General features: G+C 59.8%; 31 protein-coding genes. 10 read left to right on the top strand and 21 right to left on the bottom strand.

Features of this window, described 5'->3' with window-relative positions; genetic code table 11:
* The first annotated feature begins 10 nt into the window (after positions 1–10).
* On the top strand, positions 11–865 hold the full coding sequence (gene rpoH / locus ACLD1X_RS08205; protein ID WP_007975386.1) for an RNA polymerase sigma factor RpoH: 855 nt from the start codon (positions 11–13) through the stop codon (positions 863–865).
* Positions 866–1,067: 202 nt separating this feature from the next.
* Here the strand turns inward: rpoH and mtgA are convergent, their stop codons facing one another.
* Entirely contained in the window at positions 1,068–1,790 is a 723-nt protein-coding gene (gene mtgA, locus ACLD1X_RS08200; RefSeq protein ID WP_429366881.1) for a monofunctional biosynthetic peptidoglycan transglycosylase, read from the bottom strand.
* 74 nt (positions 1,791–1,864) lie between these two features.
* Between mtgA and ACLD1X_RS08195 the strand changes: the two genes are divergently transcribed.
* From ACLD1X_RS08195 to trmB, 4 genes are all read left to right on the top strand, one after another.
* Positions 1,865–2,245, top strand: a complete 381-nt coding sequence (locus ACLD1X_RS08195) for a DUF423 domain-containing protein (protein WP_429366880.1) — start codon at positions 1,865–1,867, stop codon at positions 2,243–2,245.
* Positions 2,246–2,316: 71 nt separating this feature from the next.
* Positions 2,317–2,517: a sulfur carrier protein ThiS gene (gene thiS, locus ACLD1X_RS08190; protein ID WP_007953386.1), complete on the top strand. Its 201-nt coding sequence runs from the start codon at positions 2,317–2,319 to the stop codon at positions 2,515–2,517.
* 190 nt (positions 2,518–2,707) lie between these two features.
* Positions 2,708–3,502, top strand: a complete 795-nt coding sequence (locus ACLD1X_RS08185) for a thiazole synthase (RefSeq protein WP_008019974.1) — start codon at positions 2,708–2,710, stop codon at positions 3,500–3,502.
* 9 nt (positions 3,503–3,511) lie between these two features.
* Entirely contained in the window at positions 3,512–4,237 is a 726-nt protein-coding gene (gene trmB / locus ACLD1X_RS08180; RefSeq protein ID WP_057398140.1) for a tRNA (guanosine(46)-N7)-methyltransferase TrmB, read from the top strand.
* A gap of 130 nt (positions 4,238–4,367) precedes the next feature.
* On the opposite strand, the gene ACLD1X_RS08175 is transcribed toward trmB, so the two are convergent.
* The 10 genes from ACLD1X_RS08175 to ACLD1X_RS08130 form a co-directional block, all read right to left on the bottom strand.
* Positions 4,368–4,691: a DUF3392 domain-containing protein gene (locus tag ACLD1X_RS08175; RefSeq protein WP_008019970.1), complete on the bottom strand. Its 324-nt coding sequence runs from the start codon at positions 4,689–4,691 to the stop codon at positions 4,368–4,370.
* 9 nt (positions 4,692–4,700) lie between these two features.
* Positions 4,701–5,903, bottom strand: a complete 1,203-nt coding sequence (hemW, locus tag ACLD1X_RS08170) for a radical SAM family heme chaperone HemW (RefSeq protein WP_429366879.1) — start codon at positions 5,901–5,903, stop codon at positions 4,701–4,703.
* The gene (gene rdgB, locus ACLD1X_RS08165) at positions 5,900–6,496 is read right to left on the bottom strand and encodes an RdgB/HAM1 family non-canonical purine NTP pyrophosphatase (RefSeq protein ID WP_429366878.1); all 597 of its coding nucleotides are present in this window, start codon (positions 6,494–6,496) and stop codon (positions 5,900–5,902) included. The genes hemW and rdgB overlap by 4 nt, the downstream gene beginning before the upstream one ends.
* The gene (locus ACLD1X_RS08160; protein ID WP_429366877.1) at positions 6,493–6,927 is read right to left on the bottom strand and encodes a DUF4426 domain-containing protein; all 435 of its coding nucleotides are present in this window, start codon (positions 6,925–6,927) and stop codon (positions 6,493–6,495) included. The genes rdgB and ACLD1X_RS08160 overlap by 4 nt, the downstream gene beginning before the upstream one ends.
* Before the next feature lie 26 nt (positions 6,928–6,953).
* Entirely contained in the window at positions 6,954–7,574 is a 621-nt protein-coding gene (metW, locus tag ACLD1X_RS08155; protein ID WP_007987819.1) for a methionine biosynthesis protein MetW, read from the bottom strand.
* A gap of 7 nt (positions 7,575–7,581) precedes the next feature.
* Complete coding sequence (gene metX / locus ACLD1X_RS08150; protein WP_429366876.1) at positions 7,582–8,721, bottom strand: homoserine O-succinyltransferase MetX; 1,140 nt, start codon at positions 8,719–8,721, stop codon at positions 7,582–7,584.
* 184 nt (positions 8,722–8,905) lie between these two features.
* The gene (locus tag ACLD1X_RS08145; RefSeq protein ID WP_429366875.1) at positions 8,906–9,199 is read right to left on the bottom strand and encodes a DUF167 domain-containing protein; all 294 of its coding nucleotides are present in this window, start codon (positions 9,197–9,199) and stop codon (positions 8,906–8,908) included.
* Positions 9,199–9,786 carry a YggT family protein gene (locus ACLD1X_RS08140; protein WP_429366874.1) on the bottom strand — a complete coding sequence of 196 codons (588 nt, stop codon included), beginning with the start codon at positions 9,784–9,786 and terminating at the stop codon, positions 9,199–9,201. The genes ACLD1X_RS08145 and ACLD1X_RS08140 overlap by 1 nt, the downstream gene beginning before the upstream one ends.
* A 24-nt stretch (positions 9,787–9,810) precedes the next feature.
* Positions 9,811–10,629 (bottom strand): pyrroline-5-carboxylate reductase, encoded by an 819-nt coding sequence (gene proC, locus ACLD1X_RS08135; RefSeq protein ID WP_429366873.1) that lies wholly within the window; start codon positions 10,627–10,629, stop codon positions 9,811–9,813.
* A 35-nt stretch (positions 10,630–10,664) separates the two neighbouring features.
* Positions 10,665–11,363: a YggS family pyridoxal phosphate-dependent enzyme gene (locus tag ACLD1X_RS08130; protein WP_429366872.1), complete on the bottom strand. Its 699-nt coding sequence runs from the start codon at positions 11,361–11,363 to the stop codon at positions 10,665–10,667.
* A gap of 56 nt (positions 11,364–11,419) precedes the next feature.
* Between ACLD1X_RS08130 and ACLD1X_RS08125 the strand changes: the two genes are divergently transcribed.
* Positions 11,420–12,454, top strand: a complete 1,035-nt coding sequence (locus ACLD1X_RS08125; RefSeq protein ID WP_429366871.1) for a type IV pilus twitching motility protein PilT — start codon at positions 11,420–11,422, stop codon at positions 12,452–12,454.
* Positions 12,455–12,583: 129 nt separating this feature from the next.
* Here the strand turns inward: ACLD1X_RS08125 and ACLD1X_RS08120 are convergent, their stop codons facing one another.
* Positions 12,584–13,204 carry a C40 family peptidase gene (locus tag ACLD1X_RS08120; protein WP_429366870.1) on the bottom strand — a complete coding sequence of 207 codons (621 nt, stop codon included), beginning with the start codon at positions 13,202–13,204 and terminating at the stop codon, positions 12,584–12,586.
* A 251-nt stretch (positions 13,205–13,455) separates the two neighbouring features.
* On the opposite strand from ACLD1X_RS08120, the gene ACLD1X_RS08115 reads away from it, so the two are divergent.
* Complete coding sequence (locus ACLD1X_RS08115; RefSeq protein WP_429366869.1) at positions 13,456–13,875, top strand: NINE protein; 420 nt, start codon at positions 13,456–13,458, stop codon at positions 13,873–13,875.
* Positions 13,876–13,973: 98 nt separating this feature from the next.
* Here the strand turns inward: ACLD1X_RS08115 and ACLD1X_RS08110 are convergent, their stop codons facing one another.
* From ACLD1X_RS08110 to gshB, 9 genes are all read right to left on the bottom strand, one after another.
* Positions 13,974–14,378, bottom strand: coding sequence for a hypothetical protein (locus ACLD1X_RS08110; protein ID WP_429366868.1), 405 nt, complete (start codon positions 14,376–14,378; stop codon positions 13,974–13,976).
* A gap of 50 nt (positions 14,379–14,428) precedes the next feature.
* On the bottom strand, positions 14,429–15,418 hold the full coding sequence (locus ACLD1X_RS08105) for a lipid II-degrading bacteriocin (RefSeq protein ID WP_429366867.1): 990 nt from the start codon (positions 15,416–15,418) through the stop codon (positions 14,429–14,431).
* A 361-nt stretch (positions 15,419–15,779) separates the two neighbouring features.
* Positions 15,780–17,051, bottom strand: a complete 1,272-nt coding sequence (locus tag ACLD1X_RS08100) for a dihydroorotase (protein ID WP_429366866.1) — start codon at positions 17,049–17,051, stop codon at positions 15,780–15,782.
* The gene (locus ACLD1X_RS08095; protein WP_053163287.1) at positions 17,048–18,052 is read right to left on the bottom strand and encodes an aspartate carbamoyltransferase catalytic subunit; all 1,005 of its coding nucleotides are present in this window, start codon (positions 18,050–18,052) and stop codon (positions 17,048–17,050) included. The genes ACLD1X_RS08100 and ACLD1X_RS08095 overlap by 4 nt, the downstream gene beginning before the upstream one ends.
* Before the next feature lie 27 nt (positions 18,053–18,079).
* Positions 18,080–18,583, bottom strand: coding sequence for a bifunctional pyr operon transcriptional regulator/uracil phosphoribosyltransferase PyrR (gene pyrR / locus ACLD1X_RS08090; protein WP_008019953.1), 504 nt, complete (start codon positions 18,581–18,583; stop codon positions 18,080–18,082).
* Positions 18,584–18,674: 91 nt separating this feature from the next.
* The gene (gene ruvX / locus ACLD1X_RS08085; RefSeq protein WP_008019952.1) at positions 18,675–19,112 is read right to left on the bottom strand and encodes a Holliday junction resolvase RuvX; all 438 of its coding nucleotides are present in this window, start codon (positions 19,110–19,112) and stop codon (positions 18,675–18,677) included.
* On the bottom strand, positions 19,112–19,684 hold the full coding sequence (locus ACLD1X_RS08080; protein ID WP_429366865.1) for a YqgE/AlgH family protein: 573 nt from the start codon (positions 19,682–19,684) through the stop codon (positions 19,112–19,114). The genes ruvX and ACLD1X_RS08080 overlap by 1 nt, the downstream gene beginning before the upstream one ends.
* A 193-nt stretch (positions 19,685–19,877) precedes the next feature.
* The gene (locus ACLD1X_RS08075; protein WP_429366864.1) at positions 19,878–20,777 is read right to left on the bottom strand and encodes an energy transducer TonB; all 900 of its coding nucleotides are present in this window, start codon (positions 20,775–20,777) and stop codon (positions 19,878–19,880) included.
* A 64-nt stretch (positions 20,778–20,841) separates the two neighbouring features.
* Entirely contained in the window at positions 20,842–21,795 is a 954-nt protein-coding gene (gshB, locus tag ACLD1X_RS08070; protein WP_429366863.1) for a glutathione synthase, read from the bottom strand.
* 345 nt (positions 21,796–22,140) lie between these two features.
* Here gshB and pilG point away from each other — a divergent pair, with 345 nt between their 5' ends.
* Genes pilG through ACLD1X_RS08055 form a run of 3 tightly spaced genes read left to right on the top strand, consistent with a single transcriptional unit; the run spans position 22,141 to position 23,518 of the window.
* On the top strand, positions 22,141–22,545 hold the full coding sequence (gene pilG / locus ACLD1X_RS08065; protein WP_429366862.1) for a twitching motility response regulator PilG: 405 nt from the start codon (positions 22,141–22,143) through the stop codon (positions 22,543–22,545).
* A 57-nt stretch (positions 22,546–22,602) separates the two neighbouring features.
* Positions 22,603–22,968, top strand: a complete 366-nt coding sequence (gene pilH, locus ACLD1X_RS08060) for a twitching motility response regulator PilH (RefSeq protein ID WP_085716385.1) — start codon at positions 22,603–22,605, stop codon at positions 22,966–22,968.
* Positions 22,969–22,978: 10 nt separating this feature from the next.
* Entirely contained in the window at positions 22,979–23,518 is a 540-nt protein-coding gene (locus tag ACLD1X_RS08055; protein ID WP_429366861.1) for a chemotaxis protein CheW, read from the top strand.
* Positions 23,519–23,647 lie beyond the last annotated feature (129 nt).

Here is a 23,647-nt window from a genome sequence, read left to right as displayed (position 1 = left end):
GTTTTTTCGTATGACCAATTCTTTGCAACCTGCATATGCTCTGGTCCCGGGTGCGAACCTGGAGGCCTATGTGCACACCGTCAACAGCATTCCATTGCTGTCGCCGGAGCAGGAGCGTGAACTGGCCGAGAGTCTCTATTATGAGCAGGATTTGGGGGCGGCTCGGCAGATGGTGCTCGCCCACCTGCGTTTTGTCGTACATATCGCCCGTAGCTATTCCGGCTACGGCCTGGCTCAGGCTGACCTGATCCAGGAAGGCAACGTTGGCCTGATGAAGGCCGTGAAGCGCTTCAACCCGGAAATGGGCGTGCGCCTGGTGTCCTTTGCCGTGCACTGGATCAAGGCGGAAATCCACGAGTTCATCCTGCGCAACTGGCGCATCGTGAAAGTCGCGACCACCAAGGCTCAGCGCAAGCTGTTCTTCAACCTGCGCAGCCAGAAGAAACGTCTGGCCTGGTTGAATAACGAGGAAGTCCATCGCGTAGCGGAAAGCCTGGGTGTAGAGCCTCGGGAAGTGCGCGAGATGGAAAGTCGCCTGACTGGCCATGACATGGCCTTCGACCCGGCTGCCGAAGCGGACGACGACAGTGCATTCCAGTCGCCGGCCAACTATCTGGAAGACCACCGGTACGACCCGGCGCGTCAACTGGAGGACGCCGACTGGAGCGACAACTCCAACCACAACCTGCACGAAGCGCTGGAAGTGCTGGACGACCGCAGCCGTGACATCCTCTACCAGCGCTGGCTGGCGGAAGAAAAGGCCACGCTGCACGACCTGGCGCAGAAGTACAACGTGTCGGCCGAGCGTATTCGCCAACTCGAAAAGAGCGCGATGAACAAGCTCAAGTTGTCGATCGCCGCGTAACTGGCGAGCAGGCAATAAAAAACGCCCCGATCATCGATCGGGGCGTTTTTGTTTGTGCCTGCTATTCCTGATTCACGTCCCAATCCCTGTAGGAGCGAGCTTGCTCGCGAAAAACCCAAGGGCGCCGCTGAGCATCTGGCTTTACGCGTTATCGTTCACGACCATCGCGAGCAAGCTCGCTCCTACAGGGGAAGGCGTCGTGTTATTGAGACCACGGCGCCCGGCGCGAATCGTTGAGCCCCAGCAGATAACTGTCTCCACCGAGCTGGCTCATCTGTTGCCGAATCCACCCGGCGCGCCGTGCAACGTAAGAGGTCGGATGGCTGGCGCTCCAGACCCGCGGGTTGGGCAGCACGGCAGCGAGAAGGCTCGACTGCTGGCGACTGAGGCCTTTGGCGCTCACGCCAAAGTGATGCCGGGCTGCTGCCTCTGCACCAAACACCCCTTCATCCCATTCGACGCTATTGAGATAAACCTCAAGAATCCGCTGCTTGGGCCAGAGCACTTCAATCAGCGCGGTAAACCAGGCCTCGAGGCCTTTGCGCAGATAGCTGCGTCCGGACCACAGGAACAGGTTTTTCGAGACTTGCTGGCTCAGGGTGCTGGCGCCACGGATCGAACCGCCGCGCTCGTTATGGGCAAACGCGGCCTGAATCGCGCCGATATCGAAGCCCCAGTGCTCGGAGAACTTCTGGTCTTCCCCGGCAATCACCGCGACTTTCAGGTCATCGGAGATCTCGTCCCAGGGTTTCCAGGTCCGTTGCAGATCAATGGGTTCGCCATCGAACCAGGATTCGATCTTGCGCTCGACCATCAACGCCGTCCCCGGTGGCGGCACCACGCGAAAGATCAGCACCAGCAATACGCTGCCACCCATGAACCAGAGCACGGCCTTGGTGAAAAGACGAAAATAGATACGCAGCATAGAGATGGCTTGGCCGAACCCGTTGAGCGGGCCATTATACAGACACTGTTGATCGAGTCTGACTGGAGTTCTGCATGCTGCGTGGCTTTCTGCTGCTGGCCGCTTTTTTCGGCTTCACCGGTGTCGGCCTTGGGGCCTTTGCCGCCCACGGCCTGAAGAGCCGTCTGACACCTGAATATCTGACGATTTTTCATACCGGCGTCACTTACCAGTTGGTGCACACCCTGGCGCTGCTGGGCGTGGCGCTGCTGGCTACGCAGATTCCCGGCCGCTTGCTCAGCTGGGCCGGTGCGTCCTTTGCCGTCGGCATCCTGCTGTTCTCCGGCAGCCTGTACGTGCTCACGCTGACCGGTATCAGCAAGCTTGGCATCGTCACCCCGTTCGGCGGCCTGGCCTTCCTCGCGGGTTGGCTCTGCCTTGGCCTCGCCGCCTGGCGCTTGCCGCTGACCACTTGACGCTTATTGCTGACCTTTAGGTCACGATCGGGCTAGAATGCCTGCCCCAAAAAATGATGGCGGCATCCGGCATGCGCATTCAGTTGAACGGCGAATCCTTTGAACTGCCCGACGGTGAAACCGTTGCGGCCCTGCTGACCCGTCTGGACCTGACCGGACGCCGGGTGGCGGTCGAACTCAATCTGGATATCGTCCCGCGCAGCCAGCATGCAGACACCACGTTGAACGACGGCGACAACGTCGAAGTGGTACACGCCATCGGCGGCGGCTAGCCCCAAACACTGTGAAAACTGCTGCGCTCGGAAATACTGCGTTAAAAACAGGCTCGGAATGCTCATTTACAACCCGTAAACTCCGCTTCCTCGCCTGTTTTTGCCTTGTCTTTCCTTCGCTCGCGACGTTTTCACAGCGTTTGGTTAATAAGGAATTCTGCAAGAACCTCACCCCTACAGAGGATTTCCCATGAGCATCGTTCGTAGCGACAAGCCCTTCGTCCTGGCCGGTCGTACTTACCAGTCGCGTTTGCTGGTCGGTACCGGCAAGTACCGTGACATGGAAGAAACCCGTCAGGCCATCGAAGCCTCGGGTGCCGAAATCGTCACTTTCGCCGTGCGCCGCACCAACCTCGGGCAGATCGAGGGCGAGCCGAACCTGCTTGAAGTGTTGTCGCCGGATCGCTACACCTTCCTGCCGAACACCGCCGGTTGCTACGACGCTATCGAGGCCGTGCGCACCTGCCGCCTGGCCCGTGAGCTGCTCGATGGCCACAACCTGGTGAAGCTGGAAGTGCTGGCGGATCAGAAAACACTGTTCCCCAACGTGATCGAAACCCTCAAGGCCGCCGAAACGCTGGTCAAGGAAGGCTTCGACGTGATGGTCTACACCAGTGACGATCCGATCATTGCCCGGCAACTGGCGGAAATCGGCTGCATCGCAGTCATGCCGCTGGCCGGTCTGATCGGTTCGGGCCTGGGGATCTGCAACCCGTACAACCTGCAGATCATCCTCGAAGAGGCGAAAATCCCGGTGCTGGTGGATGCCGGTGTCGGTACCGCTTCCGACGCCACCATCGCCATGGAACTGGGTTGTGACGCGGTGCTGATGAACTCGGCCATCGCCCACGCCCAGCAGCCGGTCATGATGGCTGAAGCCATGAAACATGCGATCGTCGCAGGCCGCCTGGCCTACCTCGCCGGCCGCATGCCGAAAAAACTCTATGCCAGCGCCTCTTCGCCGCTGGATGGTCTGATCAAGTAAGAGCCATTGATGACTGAATCGAACGACACGCCTATCCAGACGGAAGAAGGCGACGAGCGCCAACACCGCCGCATCAAGAGTTTCGTGATGCGCGCCGGGCGCATGACCGAAGGCCAGCAACGCGGCCTGGAGCAGGGCGCGCCGCTGTTCGTGCTGCCGCTGGCCGACGCGCCGGTGGATTTCGACCAGGTGTTCGGTCGCTCGGCACCACGCTCGCTGGAAATCGGTTTCGGCATGGGCCATTCGCTGCTGGAAATGGCAGCGGCGGCGCCGGATCAGGATTTCATCGGCGTGGAAGTTCACCGTCCGGGTGTCGGGGCGCTGCTCAATGGCGTGCTGACCCAGGGTTTGACCAACCTGCGGGTCTACGATTGCGACGCCATCGAAGTGCTCAACCGCTGCGTGGCCGATAACAGCCTCGATCGCCTGATGCTGTTTTTTCCGGACCCTTGGCACAAGAGCCGTCACCACAAGCGCCGTATCGTTCAGGCGTCCTTCGCTGAACTGGTGCGCAGCAAGTTGAAGGTCGGCGGCATTCTGCACATGGCCACCGACTGGGAACCGTACGCCGAATACATGCTGGAAGTGATGAACGTTGCACCGGGTTATCGCAACCTTGCCGAAGACGGCAAGTGCGTACCACGCCCGGCCGAGCGCCCGATCACCAAGTTCGAACGCCGTGGCGAACGACTTGGGCATGGGGTGTGGGATCTGAAGTTCGAGAAGCTGGCTTAACTCTTACACGGTAAAAATGTGGGAGCGGGCTTGCTCGCGAAGGCGTCGTGTCAGTCGACATTAATGTTGTCTGATACACCGCCTTCGCGAGCAAGCCCGCTCCCACAGTTGTTTTAGGGTGTGGCTGAGATCAGCGGCGGTCAGCGACCACGCCAATCAACACCAGCACCACCAGCAACACCGGCGCCAGGCTGTAGTTATTGAACTGGCTCAGGCCGCGCACGACCCATGGCGTGGCGTAGATCAGTGCCGCGCCGCTGCCGATCATGCACAGCAGGGACATCAGCGGCACGCGCAAGGCGCCGGCGATGCTGCCCAGGCGCTGCTCGACCCAGCCTTTGAAATCCGCACCGAACAGCACCAGCAGGCAACCCACCAGGGCCAGGGCGATTTCCGAGAGGTTGCTGCGGCTCCAGCGGGATACCGTGGCCAGCAGGTCGAGTATCAGATCCATTCGATTTCCTTATGTCAGAAATTTCTGCAGCAAGTCGTTGAGAAAGAGCTGTCCGCGCTCGGTGGCCACCAGACGTGACGGTTCGACCTGTAACAGGCCGCTTTGTTCTGCGTCGCGGCGACCTTCGGCGAGACTGTCCAGCGTCATGCCCGTGCGTTCCGGGTACAGCCGCGATTCGACACCCCCGGTCAGGCGCAGCGCGTTCATCAGGAACTCGAACGGCATCTCGTCATTGGTCAGCGCTTTCTCGCCGGCCTTGAAGCTTTTCGCCGGATTCAGGTAATCCTTCGGCAGGCGGGTCTTCCAGGTGCGGATGATGCGCCCGTCCGGGTGGCTGAGCTTGCCGTGTGCGCCGGCGCCGATGCCGATGAAGTCGCCAAAACTCCAGTAATTGAGGTTGTGTCGCGCCGGGCGACCGGGCAGGGCATAGGCCGAGACTTCATATTGCGCGTAACCGTGTTCGGCCAACAACGCTTGCCCGGCCTCCTGAATGTCCCACAGCGTATCGTCTTCCGGCAGCGTCGGCGGCTGGTTCCAGAACACCGTGTTCGGTTCCAGGGTCAGTTGATACCACGACAAGTGTGTCGGTTTCAGGGCGATGGCTGTGCGCAGGTCCGCCAAGGCATCGTCCAGGGACTGATTCGGCAAGCCATGCATCAAGTCCAGGTTGAAGTTATCGAACCCGGCCTGCCGAGCCATGCCGGCGGCGCGTACGGCTTCGTCACCGTTGTGAATTCGCCCCAAGGCCTCAAGCTTTTCTTGCTGGAAGCTCTGGATACCAATCGACAGGCGATTGATCCCCAGTTTCCGGTAGGCCACGAATTTGTCTTGCTCGAACGTCCCCGGATTGGCTTCCAGGGTGATTTCGATGTCGCTGGCAAACGGAATGCGTTGCTCGACGCCCTTGAGCAAACGCCCCAGAGCCTCGGCACTGAACAGGCTTGGCGTGCCGCCACCAAAGAAGATCGAGCTCAGCTCACGACCATGGACGGCGTGCAGGTCCTGGTCGAGATCGGCCAGCAAGGCGTCGACGTACTCTTCTTCCGGCAGCACAGGGTTGGCGGTGTGGGAGTTGAAGTCGCAATAAGGGCATTTGCGTACGCACCACGGGATGTGGATGTACAGCGCCAGGGGCGGCAGCACAGGCAAGGCCGCCCGAGGCGATTGCGCGCCACCGAAGATCAGCGGCGACGCGGATGATTCAGAGGTCATTTCAATCCCAGACGCTGGCGCAGCAGATCCATTGCACGGGCGCGGTGGCTGATCTGGTTCTTGTCGCCCGGGCTCAGCTCGGCGCTGGAGCAATCGCGCTCCGGCACCCAGAACAGCGGGTCGTAGCCGAAACCGTGTTCACCGCTGGCCTGGGTCAGGATGCGTCCATGCCACAAGCCTTCGCAGAGGATCGGCAACGGATCATCGGCGTGGCGCACCAGCGCCAGCACGCAGACGAACTGCGCGCTACGCTCGGCTTCAGGTACGTCTTTCAGCACGTCGAGCAGCTTGGCGTTGTTCGCCGCATCGCCCTTGCCGTCGGCATAACGCGCCGAGTAGATGCCCGGCGCACCGCCGAGGAAATCCACCGCCAGCCCGGAATCGTCGGCCAGCGCCGGCAGGCCGGAAATGCGCGCAGCATTGCGGGCCTTGAGGATGGCGTTCTCGACGAACGACAGACCGGTTTCTTCAGGCTCGACGCTGCTGAACTCGCCGATCGAGCGCAGTTGCACCGACTCGCCGAGCATGGCCTGGAGTTCCTTGAGTTTGCCGGCGTTATGGCTGGCCAGTACGAGTTGGGTGAAATTCATCATTGGCCGGGGAAAAGCTCTTGTTGGAAACTGATGGTGTTGGTTTTGTCGCCGGTCTGCACCTTGATATCGAAGGTGCGGACTTCCTGCTGATCCACCGGGTATTGCGCAATGTAGTAGATCGCGCCTTGTTCGGTAATCTGTTTGAACTGCAATGGTACGGTCTGGCTGGTCAGGTCTTTGACCGAGCCGCTCACCTGGGCCATCAGTGGCTTGCCTTCCTTGAGTACCGAAATGTTGATCACGCCCTGGTTCTTGCTGCGGATCAGTTCGGCGGACTTGGCAATGTCCGGGGTCAGGTAGGTGGAGTTGAAGGTGTTGTAATGCACCGTCACGTCACCGAAGGTTTCCTTGCGCTCGCCCTTGATGACGTCGGCGGCCATGGCGGTAACGCTCAGGCAGGCAGTGAGTAGAAATAACGCTAGACGACCCATGATCGTTCTCCTTGAAATAGGGTGGATCAGACCGCGACCTTGTGGTCGGAAAGTCCCGGGCTGCTGACGCGGTAGATTCCGATCTCACCTAACAGATTAGGCCATAGCTTACTGGCCCACCCGTGCCGATGCTGTTGATCCACGGCAAGCCGATCAATGACCTTCGCTTCACGTTCGCGACACAAGGCTTCAAAGTCCGCGAAGGTGCAGAAGTGAATGTTGGGCGTGTTGTACCAGGTGTACGGCAGGAACTCGGAAACCGGCATCCGGCCCTTGCTCGCCAGGTACCAGCGGCAGCGCCAGTGACCGAAGTTGGGGAAGGTGATGATGCACTGGCGACCGACGCGCAGCATTTCGTCGAGGATCTTGTCCGGGTAGTGCACCGCTTGCAGCGCCTGGGTCATGACCACGATGTCGAAACTGTTGCTGGCAAAGTTGCCCAGGCCCTTGTCCAGGTCCTGTTCGATGACGTTGATGCCCTTGGCCACGCACTCGGCGATATTGTCGGCGTCGTTTTCCAGGCCATAACCGGTGACTTGCTTGTTATCGCGCAGCCAGGTCAACAGTTCGCCATCGCCGCACCCGAGGTCGAGCACGCGGCTGCCGGCGGGGATCCATTCCTGGATGATTTCCAGATCAGCTCTCATGGCTTTCTCACAACGTAATGCGGTTCATGTAATTGCCGAATGCCTGCAGATAGCGCGGGATCGGAATCAGGAAGGCGTCGTGGCCTTGCGGTGCGTCGATCTCGAGGTAGCAGACGTCCTTGCGCGCGGCCATCAGCGCATCCACCAGTTCCCGCGAGCGGGCAGGGGAGAAGCGCCAGTCGGTGGTGAACGACATTACGCAGAATTTGGCCTTGGCACCTTCAAAGGTTTTCGCCAGGTTATCGTCGAAGTTCGCCGCCGGATCGAAGTAATCGAGCGCCTTGGTCATCAACAGGTAGGTGTTGGCATCGAAGCGCCCGGAGAACTCTTCGCCCTGATAGCGCAGGTAGCTTTCAACCTGGAACTCGACGCTGTGGAAGTCGTAGTTGAGCTTCTCGCTTTTCAGCCCGCGGCCGAATTTCTCGCCCATGGAGTCATCGGACAGGTAAGTGATGTGCCCGACCATCCGCGCCAGCATCAGGCCGCGCTTGGGGATCACGTTGTGTTCCTGGAACGAACCGCCGTGGAATTCAGGGTCGGTGAGGATTGCCTGGCGCGCCACTTCGTTGAACGCGATGTTCTGTGCCGACAGCTTGGGTGCCGAGGCGATGGCCAGGCAGTGACGGATGCGGTCGGGGTAGGTGATGCTCCATTGCATCGCCTGCATGCCGCCGAGGCTGCCGCCGATCACGGCCGCGAACTGGGCGATGCCGAGTCGATCTGCCAGGTGCGCCTGGCTGTGCACCCAATCCTCGACGGTCAGGACCGGGAAGTCGGCGCCGAATGGTTTGCCAGTCTCAGGGTTGATGCTGCTCGGGCCGGTGGAGCCGTTGCAGCCGCCGAGGTTGTTCAGGCTGACCACGAAGAACTTGTTGGTGTCGATTGGCTTGTCAGGGCCGATGCAGCTGTCCCACCAACCGGGCTTGCGGTCGTCGGCGCTGTGATAGCCGGCGGCGTGGTGGTGGCCAGACAAGGCGTGGCAGATCAGCACGGCGTTGCTCGCCGTGGCATTGAGCGTGCCGTAGGTTTCGTAAATCAGGTCATAGGCCGGGAGCGAACGACCACAGGCCAAGGCCAGCGGCTCGCTGAAGTGCGCCACTTGCGGCGTCACCAGACCAACAGAATCGGGGGGAAAGGCAGCTGGCATCGACCCTGCTCTCATTGAAATGAGGCGTAAGTCTAAAGACCGCTGGGGTTAGCGGCAAGCAAAGGCCGGGCCTGTTTTCATTCAACAAGACCGAGGTGCGCCATTCGCGAGCAAGCCCGCTCCCACATTGGAATGCATACCCCTGTGGGAGCGGGCTTGCTCGCGAAGGCAGCACCTCGGTATATCAGTTCTGTCGCATCAGTCCTGGCAACTCCGGCAACTTCTTCGGCGCGCAAATCCGCACCCGTTTCTGCCGGTTCAACTCGCCGCTGATCAAGCTGGCCTGGCTCTTGGACACGCCAAAGGCCTTGGCCAGAAAGGCCATCAGGTGCGCGTTGGCCTTGCCCTCGACTGGCGGTGCGGTCAGACGGATCTTCAGGCGATCGCCGTGCAGCCCGCAGAAATCATCGCTACGGGCTGCCGGTTGCAGGTGACACTCCAGAATCAGGTCGTCACCGTCCCAGCGGAAGTAGCTCATCAGACCAGGCCGAGCAGACCCTGCGGCATGAAGGCATAGTACGCAAGGCGCGGGATCAGCCAGCTTTGCAGCAACTGGATCACGATGAACGCGAAGATCGGCGAAATATCGAGGCCACCCAGGCTCGGGATGAAGCGGCGGAACGGGGCGAGTACCGGCTCAGTGATCTGCGCGACCAGCTCGGCCCCCGGGTTGTGGCTGCCCGGGGCAACCCAGGACAGGATCACGCTGATGATCATCGCGTAGAACAGCACATTCAAGAACAGCGAGAACAGGGCGATCACCGACCATGGCACCAGCAGCAGCCAGTCAAACCCGAAGCCCTTGAGCGTGAGGATGACCGCCATCAGCAGCATCTGCACGATCAGAGCCAGCACCAGCGACGACATGTCCAGGCCGAACATGCTCGGAATGAACCGACGCAGAGGCTTGAGCAACGGTTGGGTGGCCTTGACGATGAACTGGCAGAGCGGGTTGTAAAAATTCGCCCGAACCAGTTGCAGGATGAAGCGCATCAGCACGATCAGCAGATACAGGCTGCCCAAGGTTTTAATGATGAAAACGGCAGCGTCGTTGAGTCCTAGCATTATTGAGTCCTTTGTAAGAGCTGATTAGCGGCCAAGTTGCTCAGCCATCTCGGCCGAGCGATGCGCCGCAGCGCCGAGTGCTGTTTCGACCAGGGCTTCAAAGCCATTGGCCTGGAACGACTTGATTGCCGCTTCCGTGGTGCCCGCAGGCGAAGTGACACGGCGGCGCAACTCGGCAGCGTCGACGTCGCTGGAGACCGCCATGTGTGCGGCGCCCAGTGCGGTTTGCAGAGTCAGTTGCGCGGCGATGTCCGCCGGCAGGCCGAGTTTCACGCCGGCGGCGGTCATGGCCTCGATCAGCAGGAAGAAATACGCCGGGCCCGAGCCGGAAACGGCGGTGACGGCGTCCAGTTGCTGCTCTTCATTCAGCCATAGGGCGATGCCGACCGCGGACAGCAGCTCCTGGGCCTGCTGACGCTGTTCAGCTGACACTTGGGCTGTAGCGAACAGGCCGCTCGCGCCCTGACGCACCAACGCCGGGGTGTTGGGCATGCAGCGCACGATCGGCTGGGCACCGAGCCAGTTGTTCATGCTGGCGCAGGTGATGCCCGCGGCAATCGAAACCACCAGTTGATCGGGCTTGAGGCTTGGGCGCAGGGCTTCGCACACGGCTTTCATCGCCTGGGGCTTGACCGCGAGGACGACGACGTCGGCGTCCACGATGGCCTGGGCGTTGTCGGCGAAGGTTTCGATACCGTGTTCCGCGCTCACGCGGGCGCGGGTTTCTTCACCCGGATCGCTGGCGCGGATCTGTGCGGCTTCCAGACCCTTGGCCCGCAGGCCGCCGATCAGGCTGGCAGCCATGTTGCCGGCACCGATAAAGGCAATACGTGTCTTGCTCATGTCAGGTCCTTGTTCAGAAGTGTGCCGGCCATGGTTCATGGCTGGCCGTGCATTGGTGAGGGGCCGCGAGCGCCGAACAGGGCGGTGCCGATTCGGACCCAGGTGGCGCCCATGGCGATGGCCGACTCGAGGTCGTGGCTCATGCCCATGGAAAGTGTGTCGAGCGGCAGGTTCAGGCTGGCTTGCAGGCTCTGCACGGCAGCAAATGCGGCATCCTGGGCGGCGCGATCTTCAGTCGGCTCGGGGATCGCCATCAACCCGCGCAACTTCAAGCGCGGCAGGGCGTTGATCGCGTTGGCCAGGGCCGGCAGGTCGGCCGGGGTGCAACCGGATTTGCTGGCTTCACCGCTCACGTTGACCTGAATGCAGATGTTCAGCGGCGGCAAGTCGGCGGGACGTTGTTCGGACAGGCGTTGTGCGATTTTCAGACGATCCACGGAATGCACCCAGTCGAAGTGCTCGGCGATGGCACGAGTCTTGTTCGATTGAATGGGGCCAATGAAGTGCCAGATCAAGGGCAGGTCGGCCAGTTCGAGCTGCTTGCCCAGTGCTTCCTGCAGGTAGTTCTCGCCAAAGTCGCGCAGGCCGGCGGCGTAGGCTTCACGCAGGTCTTGTGCGGGTTTGGTCTTGCTCACGGCCAACAGCTGGACGCAGTTTTCGGTGCGGTTGGCGGCGAGTGTCGCGGCATGGATGCGCGAACTAACTTCAAGAATGTTGTCTGCTATGGTGGACATCAAGAGGCGCCAGCGGTCTGAAGGTTCGCGGCATTCTACTGGAATTGAGAGGCGCAATGGATATCACCGAACTGCTGGCGTTCAGCGCTAAACAGGGCGCATCCGACCTGCACTTGTCCGCCGGCCTGCCGCCGATGATCAGGGTGGATGGCGATGTGCGACGCATCAACCTGCCGGCGATGGACCACCAGCAGGTGCAGGCGCTGGTCTTCGCCATCATGAATGACACCCAGCGCATGGACTTCGAGAAACATCTGGAAACCGACTTTTCCTTTGAAGTACCCGGAGTGGCGCGTTTCCGGGTCAATGCGTTCAATCAGAACCGTGGCGCGGGTGCCGTGTTTCGCACCATCCCGGCAAAAGTGCAGAGCATGGACGAACTGGGCATGGGTGAAGTGTTTCGCAAGATGACCGACGCTCCCCGTGGCCTGGTGCTGGTGACCGGTCCGACCGGTTCCGGCAAGTCCACCACGCTGGCGGCGATGATCGATTACCTCAATACCCATCGCCATCATCACATCCTCACCATCGAAGACCCGATCGAGTTCGTTCACGAGTCGCGCAAGTGCCTGATCAACCAGCGTGAGGTTCATCGCGATACCCGTAGCTTTGCCACCGCATTGCGTTCGGCACTGCGCGAAGACCCGGATGTGATTCTGGTGGGGGAAATGCGCGATCTGGAGACCATTCGCCTGGCGCTGACCGCGGCAGAAACTGGCCATCTGGTGTTCGGCACGCTGCACACCACGTCGGCGGCGAAAACCATCGACCGGGTGATCGATGTGTTTCCGGGGGACGAGAAGTCGATGGTGCGCTCGATGCTCTCCGAGTCGCTGCTGGCGGTGGTGTCCCAGGTACTGGTGAAGAAGGTCGGCGGCGGACGCATCGCGGCCCACGAGATCATGCTGGGAACGTCGGCGATCCGCAACCTGATCCGCGAGGACAAGGTGGCGCAGATGTATTCGGCGATTCAGTCGGGAGGGGCGTTGGGAATGCAGACGCTGGATATGAGCTTGAAGGGCTTGGTGGCCAGGGGGCTGGTCAGTCGTGAGCATGCGCAGGAGAAGGCGCGGTCACCGGATGGGATTTGAGAGGAGTGTGGCGTTTTCAAGGACGCCATCGCGAGCAGGCTCGCTCCCACATGGACTGCATCAATCCTGTAGGAGCGAGCCTGCTCGCGATGGGGTCATCATGTTCGATACGGATTCAGGACACTGAAATCAGCGCTGAACCACACGCAACTGATTCGGCTCTTTCGGCAGAACCCGCTTGGCAACCACGTAGTGGTTTTCCCAGTACGGTTTCTTCAAAGTGTCGATGCTCACCGACTTGCCGCGACGTGGCGCGTGGATGAAGCGGTCGTTGCCCAGGTAAATGGCAACGTGATTGACCCGACGGCTCTTGATGTTGAAGAAAATCAGGTCGCCCGGCTTCAGGTCGTCGCGATCGACTTTCTCCCCATGACCGCTGGCCATGGCGTTGGAGGTGCGAGGCAGGTCGAACGTGGCGTCGTTGAACGCGTATTTCACCAGGCCGCTGCAATCGAAGCCTTTGCTTGGGCTGCTGCCGCCCCAACGATAGGGAGTGCCCAGGACGTTTACAGCGCGGCTCAGTACGTTGCTGCTGTCCTTGGTGCCCATCGGTGGAACCAGGCCGCTTTTGTCGCTGGCCAGGGTCGGAGCGTGTTTAGCGTTTTTTTTGTTTTTGCTCGAAGGAGCAGAAACGTGGGATTTGGGGGTGTAACCATTAACGTTAGGAAGACGTTGCTCACGATTGGTGGCGTGGGCGGCCAGTGGCATCAAAAGGCAAATGGTTAGCCATGTCTTGAAAAATGAACGCATTAGGCAAGGCTCTTAATAAGTTAGCGCGCAACTTTATAACAGCTTTTTTGGCGCCTCCGAGGCCGTTGGTCGATTCAACCAGGGGGGCAATGGCGGCAAAATAGCGGCAAATTGGCGCAATTGTCCGACACAAGTCAGGTGTTACAAGGCTTTGACAGGAGTGAAGGTAGCACCTGCCATACGTCGGGTGCCTGTAAAAAAGTCACAAAGAATTCAAGAATATTTATCTATTGCACGAATCGAGGTCATTCATGAACCCCTATCAACAGACAGTCCAGCAGCAAGACACCCACAGCAAAGTGATCGGTTACCTGCTGTGGATTTTCGGATTTACCGGCGCTCACCGCTTCTATTACGGCAAGCCGGTGACCGGGACGATCTGGTTCTTCACCTTCGGCTTGCTGGGCATCGGCTGGCTGATCGACGTTTTCCTGATCCCGTCCATGGACCGTGAAGCGGACCTGAGGTTCACCGCCGGGCCGATCGAATACAACGTGGCGTGGATTCTGCTGACGTTTCTCGGGGTGTTTGGCGTGCACCGGATGTATCAGGGGAAATGGATCAGCGGGCTGCTGTACCTGCTCACGGGCGGGTTGTTCTTCATTGGCGTGCTGTATGACTTCTGGACGTTGAATGATCAGGTTTCCGTGCGTAACGCACAGAGTCGCTGATTTCTGCGGCGAGGGGGGGGCAGGCCCTCTCGCCGCAGGGTTTTACGTCTGGTGACTGATCCGGCTATCTGCCCGCTTGAATTACAGCCTATGGGTGGTTACTGAAATGCTTTCAGTAATTGAAGCTGAAGCGTTAAAAATGCCATTGTGCCGAAGCTGTAGAAAATTGAAATGATGAAGTGGTTTGGGGTGGCCCAGTAATTTATGCTGTCGGAGAGAATCGCAAGCGATGCAATTGCAATTGTCAGCGCTGATACTTTTATCAAGATTGCATTGGTATGGTATTTACGGGCTTTCCTGTATAAAAATATTTGCATCAGGTGAAATATGAATAGCATTAAGCCCGCAATCAGGATTGCGCCTATTGGTATTCCGATTGAGTCTCGATCTATGTCGTAAATGCCTGCGCTCAAATTTCTTTCTATGGTAAATATTGCTACGCTGGAAGTGATCGCTAAAAGTAAAGGGTAGATGTAGTTCAGGTGTTTGTAGAGAGTCTTCATGTGGGCTCTTCTTGGGTGCAGTTGATAGTTGAAAACTCTAACGGATTTATCTAGTGCAGATCCGGCTGGAAGCCAGTTCCAGTTAGCCTTATTTTGTGCTCTCCTGTTATGTCGATTTCATAATCCGTTCCTGATAGTGCCCTGCCTGCTGTGGTTAAAATCTCGAGTAGTGTTGATCTGTTGCTTTCGTTGAAGTCGTATAAGTCAGTATAGGCTTTTGCAGTTCCTTCAAAAATCCAAGAGCCGTTTTCTTCTCTTGTAAAATCTCCTTCGATTTTCAATGTTATTCGCCCTAGATAATGTCCTGTGATTTTGCTGTCGTCATTAGTGCCGTAAGGTACTTTTGGATCAGATAAATAGTATCTTCCGGATTCTCTGGTGCTGACTATGGTGTTGGCTAGCAGTGGAATTTCACTCGCCTTTATGTTGAGGCCTATATTATTTATATTGACTCGCAGTTTCTCTCCATTTCCCCATAGGTAGTGAGCAAATGCTTTGACAGGACTAAATGTTCCACCTGATAGTTCGGTTGTTTGTGTTTCATAGTTGATATTGTACAGGCTTGTTGATGCGACTTTGATCAGTGCGTCAAGGTTGCTTAGTTTTTGTTGCGTTACGAAGGTGTCGGCAAGGCTGAAGTTTACGAGTTTGTTTTTGAAGTAGGCATGAGTAATGATCGAAGAATTATTTAGTAGGTAGTTGTCGCTCTCCGTGATTTTCCAAAGGTCTTGAATGGCGCCCGAGGCGTCGTTGTTAATTGCTCTGCCTACCATTTGCAGTTCATAAGTAAAGGCTTTTATGCCACTTTTCATTTCGAGCCAGGCATGGAACATATCCATTTCGGCTGAGGTAATGACGGGGCCATCGCATAGTGGTAGTGAGTAAGTTTGCCCGTCGTTGGTGATGATGGCTTCACCGGCTCCCTGCCAATCTGCAGTCGCATAGGCTCCCCAGTTGAACCCGGGATTAACTGTAAAGCCACCTGAGTTGCCCGTTGTTCCTTTCGTTACGATAGGAGGTAGGGTAAGTCCATTTTTCATGTGTTGCTCCTTGGTTGTACAGCATTTGTATTCAGAGGGAAGTGGTTTTTCCTTGTGCTATTTTTATACTAAGTGATGGTTGTTGAGTCTGCATTGAATAACTTTGTAGGCTATTTCTGTATGTTGCGAAGTTCCTTTCGCACAGATGATGAGAAGTCAGAAATTTCTGTTCGCTGGATAGTTTTATTCGCCATCGTTTGTAGAAATGTTCTTGATGCGGATGTGCTGTTTGGGGAAAGGTAGTGGAGGAGGGGCAGGAGGGCTATATGACTTCTGGACGTTGAATGATCAGGTTTCCGTGCGTAACGCACAGAGTCGCTGATTAATGTGGCGAGGGAGCAAGCTCCCTCGCCACAGGGTCCTACGCCTGGTGGCTGATCCGGCCATCCACCAGGGTGTAACGCACCACGCCCGGCAGGCTGTGGCCGATGAACGGGCAGTTTTCGCCTTTGGACAACCAGCTTTCACCCGCCACGGTCGAGGCCGCCGGGTCGAACAGCACGATGTCCGCCGCACCACCCACCGCCAGTTTGCCTGCTGGCAGGCGCAAGGCCTCGGCGGGGCCGACGCTCAGGCGTTTCAGTAGCGTCGGCAGGTCCAGCAAGCCGTCTTCGACCAGGGTCATTGCCAGTGGCAACAGCAGTTCGACGCTGCTGATGCCCGGCTCGGTCGCGCCGAACGGTGCCAGCTTGGCGTCGCGTTCATGGGGTTGATGATGACTGGAGATGGCCGAGACCACGCCCGATTTCACCGCAGCGCGCAGGCCCTCGCGGTCGGCGCGGGTACGTAGCGGTGGCTGGACGTGATAGAGGCTGCTGAAATCGATCAGCGCTTCGTCAGTCAGGATCAGCTGGTACAGGGCGACATCCGCCGTGACCTTCAAGCCACGGGCCTGGGCCTGGGCGATCAGGGCTACGCCGCGAGCGCTGGTGAGTTGGCTGAAGTGCGCGCGCACGCCGGTCTGTTCGACCAGCAGCAGGTCCCGGGCCAGGGCTACGGTTTCCGCGGTTTCCGGAATGCCCGGCAGGCCGAGGAAGCTGGCGGTCGGGCCTTCGTGGGCCAGGCCACCTTCGGCGAGGTCGTGATCCTGGGAGTTGAAAATCACGGTCAGGTCGAAAGTCGCTGCGTATTCCAGCGCCCGGCACAGGGTGCGGGTGTTGCGGAAACTCTCCAGGCCATTGCCGAAAGCCACGCAACCTGCATCTCGCAGTGCAACCAGCTCTGCCAGCTGTTCGCCGTCCAGGCCTTTGCTCAGGGCGCCAATCGGGAAGACTTTGGTGTTGCCGGCTTCACGGGCGCGGTCGAGGATCAGTTCGGCCACCGCGGAGGTGTCCAGCACCGGCTTGGTCTTCGGCGGGCAGCACAGGCTGGTCACGCCGCCAGCCGCCGCTGCGCGGGTTTCGCTGACGATCGAGCCTTTGCGGCTGTAACCCGGCTCGCGCAGGGCAACGTTGAGGTCGACCAGGCCGGGAGCGGCCACCAGGCCTTTGGCGTCGATGGTGTCGACGGCAACGAAACCGGCTGGCGCAGCGCCAAGGGCGACGACTTTGCAGGCTTCAATGTGGATATCGGTCACTTGATCCAGGCCGCTGGCCGGATCGATCACGCGGGCACCGAGAATGCTGAGCTTCACTGGGCGTTCTCCTGCTCGAATTGGCGTTGCGCAGTCTGCCCGCTCATGGCCATGGACAGTACCGCCATACGAATGGCGATCCCGTAGGTCACCTGGTTGAGGATCACCGAATGCGGACCGTCGGCCACTGCCGACTCGATTTCCACGCCACGGTTGATCGGCCCCGGGTGCATCACGATGCAATCGGGCTTGGCGCCGGCCAGGCGCGCGGTGGTCAGGCCGAACAGGCGGTAGAACTCGCCTTCGCTCGGCAGCAGGCCGCCGGTCATGCGTTCACGCTGCAGGCGCAGCATGATCACCACGTCGACGTCTTTCAGGCCTTCGGCCATGTCGGTGTAGACCTTCACGCCGTATTGCTCGATGCCGATCGGCAGCAGGGTCTTCGGCGCGATCACGCGGATGTCCGGGCAGCCGAGGGTTTTCAGGGCCAGCATGTTCGAGCGCGCGACCCGCGAATGCAGAATGTCGCCGACGATGGCCACCGAAAGGTTCTCGAAGCCGCCCTTGTGCCGGCGGATGGTCAGCATGTCGAGCATGCCCTGGGTCGGGTGTGCGTGCCGGCCGTCACCGCCGTTGATGATCGCCACCTGCGGGCAAACGTGTTCGGCGATGAAGTGCGCGGCACCGGAGTCACCGTGGCGCACGACGAACATGTCGGCGGCCATGGCTTCCAGGTTGCGCAGGGTGTCGAGCAGGGTTTCACCCTTGCTCGCCGACGACGTGGACACGTTGAGGGTGATCACGTCCGCCGAGAGCCGCTGGGCCGCCAGTTCGAAGGTGGTGCGGGTGCGGGTCGAGTTCTCGAAGAACACGTTGCACACGGTCTTGCCGCGCAGCAACGGGACTTTCTTCACGGCCCGGGCGCCGACTTCGAGGAAGGAGTCGGCGGTGTCGAGGATTTCCGTCAGCAGCTCGCGGCGCAAACCGTCGAGCGATAGGAAGTGGCGCAGCTGGCCCTGATCATTGAGCTGCAGCGGGCGCTTGGTTTCTAGAGGCGTCATCGCAAGGGGGACTCTCAATAGGGCGAATTAAAGGGCGAGGTCTTGCAGTTCGAGGGCGAGTTCCGGGCCGGACAACTTCACCCGTTCGTGGGCCGCCAGCGACAGGGTGGCGCCAACCACGTTCGGGCGGATCGGCAGTTCGCCGGCGTCCAGGTCCAGCAGGCACACCAGCGTCACGCTGGCCGGGCGGCCGTAGTCGAACAGTTCGTTCATGGCGGCGCGGATGGTCCGGCCGCTCATCAGCACGTCGTCGATCAGCACCAGGTGCTGGCCTTCGATCTCGAACGGCAGCGCCGATGGGCGAACCTGTGGGTGCAGGCCGCTCTGGCTGAAATCGTCGCGGTAGAAGGACACGTCCAGGGTGCCGAGGGGCTCTGCGCTGCCCAGTTCCTTGAGCAGGGCCTGGGCCACCCAGACGCCACCGGTGCGGATGCCGATGAAACGCGGATCGCTAATGCCTCGTTTGGCCAGATAAGCGTCAAGTCGGGTCGCCATCTGGCTGATCAGTTCGGCGGGATTTGGCAGGCTCATGGTTGCTCCTTCTTGGGCCCGGGCCCTGCTTTTTGGTTAAAGCTGCTGCAGGTGGCTCGGGTTGTAGCTAATAGAGACGCGCAGCGGCTCTTCAGGATTCGAACAGTGCGCCATTCTCGTCGAGCCAGCCTTGCAGCAGCAGGGCGGCGGCGATGGCATCCACCGGGTTATCGCGGTAACTGCCTTTCTGGCCGCCACGGGCCAGGCGTTCGCCCTTGGCCTCGAAGGTGGTCAGGCGTTCATCGTGGGTATAAAAGGGCAGGTTGAAGCGTCCGTTCAGGCGCCGGGCGAACTTTTCCGCGCGGGCGCACATGTCACTGGGCGTGCCGTCCATGTTCAACGGCAGGCCGACTACCACGGCATCGGGTTTCCACTCTTTGATGAGCGCTTCGAGCTGGTTCCAGTCGGGAATGCCGTTCTGCGCTTTCAGGGTGCACAGCTCGCGGGCCTGGCCGGTAACCACCTGGCCGACTGCAACGCCGATCTGTTTGGTGCCGTAGTCGAATCCGAGAATCAACCGCAGGGCCATCAGGCGTGCCCCGCCTGGCTGGTGAGCAGGCTGAGGTTGACGCCCAGGTGCTTGGCCGCCGCTTCCAGGCGCAGCTCGCTGCTGGTGTTGAACAGGATGTCGGCGTCAAACGGGCAGGTCAGCCAGGCGTTCTGCGCCAGTTCGGCCTCCAGTTGCCCGGCTTCCCAACCGGCATAGCCGAGGGCAATCAGGCTTTTTTCCGGGCCGACGCCGTCAGCGATGGCGAACAGTATGTCCTGGGTGGTCGACAGGGCTAAGTCGTCTTCCAGATCAACGGTAGCCTGGAAGCTCAGCCCCTTGGGATGGAGGACGAAGCCGCGGTCGGTCTGCACCGGGCCGCCGATAAAGATCGGCACATGCTGGCAGAGCGCCGGCGGTTCGATATCCGGGCGCAATTGCTCGAGGATATCGGCCAGGCTCAGCTCTTGCGGACGGTTGACCACCAGCCCCATGGCACCATTGGCCGTGTGCTCGACGATGTAGGTCAAGGTGTGCGCAAAGTTCGGGTCGGCCATGTGTGGCATGGCGATCAGGAATTGATGCTTGAGGTAGCTGGGGCTGACGTTTTTCATGTGCGCTAGTGTGGCGTTCGGGGGGCAAACTGACAAGCTGGGGATGCATGGGAAATACCCCGAATACCCGTCAACAACTCAGATCCAGGGTGGGAGCGGGCTTGCTCGCGAAGAGGCCGGCACATTCAACATCGATGTCGACTGACCTGACGCCTTCGCGAGCAAGCCCGCTCCCACAAGGGAATTGTGGTGGTCAGTTGCTTGAGAGGCGGTCGCCGCGGGCAAATTTCCAGGTCCGGATGATCTCCAGCCGGTCAACATCCGACAAATCCCCGGTAAACGGTGCGAATGGCGCCGCCAGTCGGACAATCCGTTGCGCCGCCTGGTCCAGCAGCGGCTGGCCGGAAGATTCCAGCACCAGTACTTCATACAGCGAACCGTCGCGATTGATCGAGACCATCAGGCGCAAATTGCCGTAGATCTGCTTGCGCCGCGCTTCGTCGGGGTAGTTGAGGTTGCCGATGCGCTCGACTTTCTTGCGCCATTCGTCCTTGTACCAGGCGCCCTTGTCGCGCATGGTCGAGGCCGCGCTCAGGCGGTGGATGCGCGGGCGCTTGGCGTACAGCTGTTGTTCGGCGGCCAGTTCCGCTTCGAGGCTGGCGATATCGCTGGACAATTGCTCACTGTCGAACGTCGGCGCCTGGACCTGGGGTTTGGCCTCGATCTTGGGTTCTTCGGTCTTGGCGGGGGCTTTTTTCGGCTTCGGCGCCACTGTGGTCACAGCTGCCTTCGGTGGCGCTTCCTGCACCTCAGGCTTGGCGGCCGGCGGTGGCGTGACTTTCTGTACCTTGTTGTCCTGGAAGGGCGCGACCTCGGTGGTCTTGGGAATCGCCTTTTTATCCAGGGTGCCGCTGCCTTGCTGATTCTCCTGGGCCAGGAAATCGGCTTTCTCGGGCTTCTTTTCACTTCTGAAGGTGGCGAGGGTGATTTCCAGGGTCTTGCTGATCTGCTTGGGCTCGACCACCGCAAACCCGACGCCCAACAGCAAGGCCAGGTGGATCAGCGCTGCCAGGAACAGGGTAAAACCGAGACGATCGGCCGGGCGCACGCCGCGGTGGGCGAGTTCGGCAGGCAGATCGGACGGGAGTGTCATGACAAGGAAACCAACATCGCGTTTTTACAGGCCGCGCATGATAACGCAATGTTGGTTTGGCTAATCAACGTGCCTTGAGCTTCTGATCGATGGCATCCATCAACAGGCCGCCGATGTCGGTGCTAAATGCATTATCGATCTCGCGAATGCAGGTCGGGCTGGTGACGTTGATCTCGGTCAGGTGCTCGCCGATCACGTCCAGACCCACGAACAGCAGGCCTTTTTCACGCAGGGTCGGACCGACTTGCGCGGCGATCCAGCGGTCCTTGTCCGTCAGCGGGCGGGCTTCGCCACGGCCGCCGGCGGCGAGGTTGCCGCGGGTTTCGCCCTGGGCCGGAATCCGCGCCAGGCAATAATCCACAGGCTCGCCATCAATCATCAGGATGCGCTTGTCGCCGTCCTTGATCGCTGGCAGGTAGGCCTGGCCCATGATCTGCTGGGCGCCAAGGGCGGTGAGGGTTTCGAGGATAACCGACAGGTTCGGATCGCCCGCGCGGTGACGGAAAATCGAAGTGCCGCCCATGCCGTCCAGCGGCTTGAGGATGACATCGCCGTGTTTGGCGGCGAACTCGCGCAGTACGTCGGCGCGGCGGCTGACCACAGTCGGCGGCGTGCACTGCGGGAACAGTGTGGCGAACAGCTTTTCATTGCAGTCGCGCAGGCTTTGCGGCTTGTTGACCACCAGTACGCCAGCGCGCTCGGCTTGCTCCAGCAAATAAGTGGAGTAGACGAACTCCATGTCGAACGGCGGATCCTTGCGCATCAGGATCACGTCCAGATCGCTCAGCAACGCATCGCTTTCAGCGCCCAGTTCGAACCATTTTTCCGGGTTGGCGAACACCTGCAGCGGACGCATCCGCGCCCGTGCCTGGCCTTCGCCCTGATACAGGTCGCGCTGCTCCATGTAGAACAGCTCCCAGCCACGCTTCTGCGCGGCCAGCAGCATGGCCAGCGAGCTATCCTTTTTATAGGAAATGCTGGCGATAGGGTCCATGACAATCCCGACGCGAACGCTCATGGGTGTTTCCTCGAAATTTGGGGGCTATGGCGACCTGTAGGAGCGAGCTCGCTCGCGATGCGCTTCAGGGCGCCGCGCTCATCCTGCGAAGGCGCGTCATCGTTGACGACCATCGCGAGCGAGCTCGCTCCTACAAAAGATCAGCGTATAAAAGTGGCGTCAGAGTGGCGCCGAGTGTGTTCCCGGTCAAGGAAAAACCACCTTGCAGGCCGGCTGATAGATTGGTTCTGGAGACTGTGCTAAAAAGGCTGCCATGTCGTGCTGGCCCTTGAGCATCAAGGGTTTCGAGCCGCGTTAACCGGCAAACGGACAATTTGTTTCGCAAAGGCGACGGTAGAGCATTTTATGGAACGACACCCCAGCGCCTTGAAGGTCATGGTGATCGACGATTCGAAGACGATCCGTCGCACCGCCGAAACGCTGCTCAAGAATGTGGGTTGTGAGGTCATCACGGCCATCGACGGTTTTGATGCCCTGGCCAAGATTGCCGACAACCACCCCGGCATCATCTTCGTCGACATCATGATGCCGCGCCTGGATGGCTACCAGACCTGCGCCCTGATCAAGAACAACAGTGCGTTCAAGTCCACGCCGGTGATCATGCTGTCGTCCAAGGACGGGCTGTTCGACAAGGCCAAGGGGCGCATCGTCGGCTCCGACCAGTTTTTGACCAAGCCTTTCAGCAAGGAAGAATTGCTTGATGCGATCCAGGCCCATGTTCCTGGTTTCGCCGCCGTTTTGCCGCAGTAGGACACGCACAGTGACGCTCGGCCATCGGGCCTGGCGTCGACAAAAATGGGGAAGACCATGGCACGTATTCTGATCGTCGATGATTCGCCGACCGAAATGTACAAACTGACCGGCATGCTGGAAAAGCACGGCCATGAAGTGTTGAAAGCCGAAAACGGCGCCGACGGCGTGGCCCTGGCCCGCCAGGAAAAGCCCGATGCGGTCCTGATGGACATTGTCATGCCGGGCCTCAACGGCTTCCAGGCGACCCGCCAATTGACCAAGGACCCGGACACCGGGCATATCCCGGTGATCATCATCACCACCAAGGATCAGGAAACCGACAAGGTCTGGGGCACGCGCCAGGGCGCCAGGGACTACCTGACCAAGCCGGTCGATGAAGACACCCTGATCAAGACCCTGAACAACGTGCTGGCCGGTTGATCGTCAGGCCATGAACGAGTCGCTGACGGCTTTCGAACTGCTGCTGCAAATCGACCAGCGCTGTCGTTTGCTGGCGGCGGACTTGCCGTCCCAGCCGGCCCGGCGGGACAGCTGGAGCGGCATCGGTTTTCGCCTGGGCGAGCACTGGTATGTCGCGCCCATGAGCGAAGTCAGCGAGGTCTTGCACGAGCCACGCCTCACTCAGTTGCCGGGAGTCAAACCCTGGGTCAAGGGGGTCGCCAACCTGCGCGGGCGTTTGCTGCCGGTCATGGACTTGTGCGGCTTCTTCGGTCACGAGCTTTCGACGGCGCGCCGTCAGCGCCGGGTGTTGGTGGTGGAACATGAAGAAGTGTTTGCCGGGTTGCTGGTCGATGAAATCTTCGGCCTGCAGCACTTTGCCCAGGACAGCCTGGAGCCGGTGCCGGCAGGTGAGTTGAAAGGGACGATGGCGGCGTTTGTCAAAGGCCGGTTTCAGCGCGAGCAGTGCTGGCAGGTGTTCAGCCCGTTTGCATTGACGCGGTCTCAGGGGTTCATGAACGTCGCGGTGTAAACACGGACCCTTGTAGGAGCGGGCTTGCTCGCGAAGGCGGCAGTCCATACAACATTGATATTGGCTGATCTACCGCTTTCGCGAGCAAGCCCGCTCCCACAAGGTCCCGGGCAGGCCCGGAAATGGGTT

The sequence above is a fragment of the Pseudomonas sp. 18173 genome (genome assembly GCF_050432945.1).
Taxonomy (GTDB): Bacteria; Pseudomonadota; Gammaproteobacteria; order Pseudomonadales; family Pseudomonadaceae; genus Aquipseudomonas.
This window is presented reverse-complemented; position numbering and strand designations above follow the sequence as displayed.